The 303-nt window shown below is 70.0% G+C and carries 1 protein-coding gene; it reads right to left on the bottom strand.

Annotated features, from left to right (window positions below):
- Window positions 1-303, bottom strand: a 303-nt coding sequence (locus tag ADK67_RS53640) for a hypothetical protein (protein ID WP_231648191.1), incomplete at both ends; no start/stop codon positions are given.

The raw sequence follows: 303 nt of genomic DNA on the forward strand, positions 1-303 counted from the left end.
CACCGTAGTAGAGGACGGGCGAGCCGGGTAGCGACAGCAGCATCGCGGTGAACAGCTCCTGCTGGTTGCGGTCGTTCTGCAGCCGCGGCGGACGGGCTGGGAGGAGGTGTAGTTCGCGATGATTGCGGTCCGGGCCGGCGGGGCCGGCTGGGTCGCTTCGTGAAGGGTATCGGGGGGCCGGTACCCCCCCCACGCAAAACCCCCCCCCGCCGGTCAGCTCGACCAGCTCCTCACCGAGGTGGTCGGACAGGTCCAGCCACACCGCCTGCGGGTGGCGGGACAGGTTGTAGACGCACAGGACAG

This window comes from Saccharothrix sp. NRRL B-16348 (genome assembly GCF_001280085.1).
In the GTDB taxonomy this organism is placed as follows: domain Bacteria; phylum Actinomycetota; class Actinomycetes; order Mycobacteriales; family Pseudonocardiaceae; genus Actinosynnema.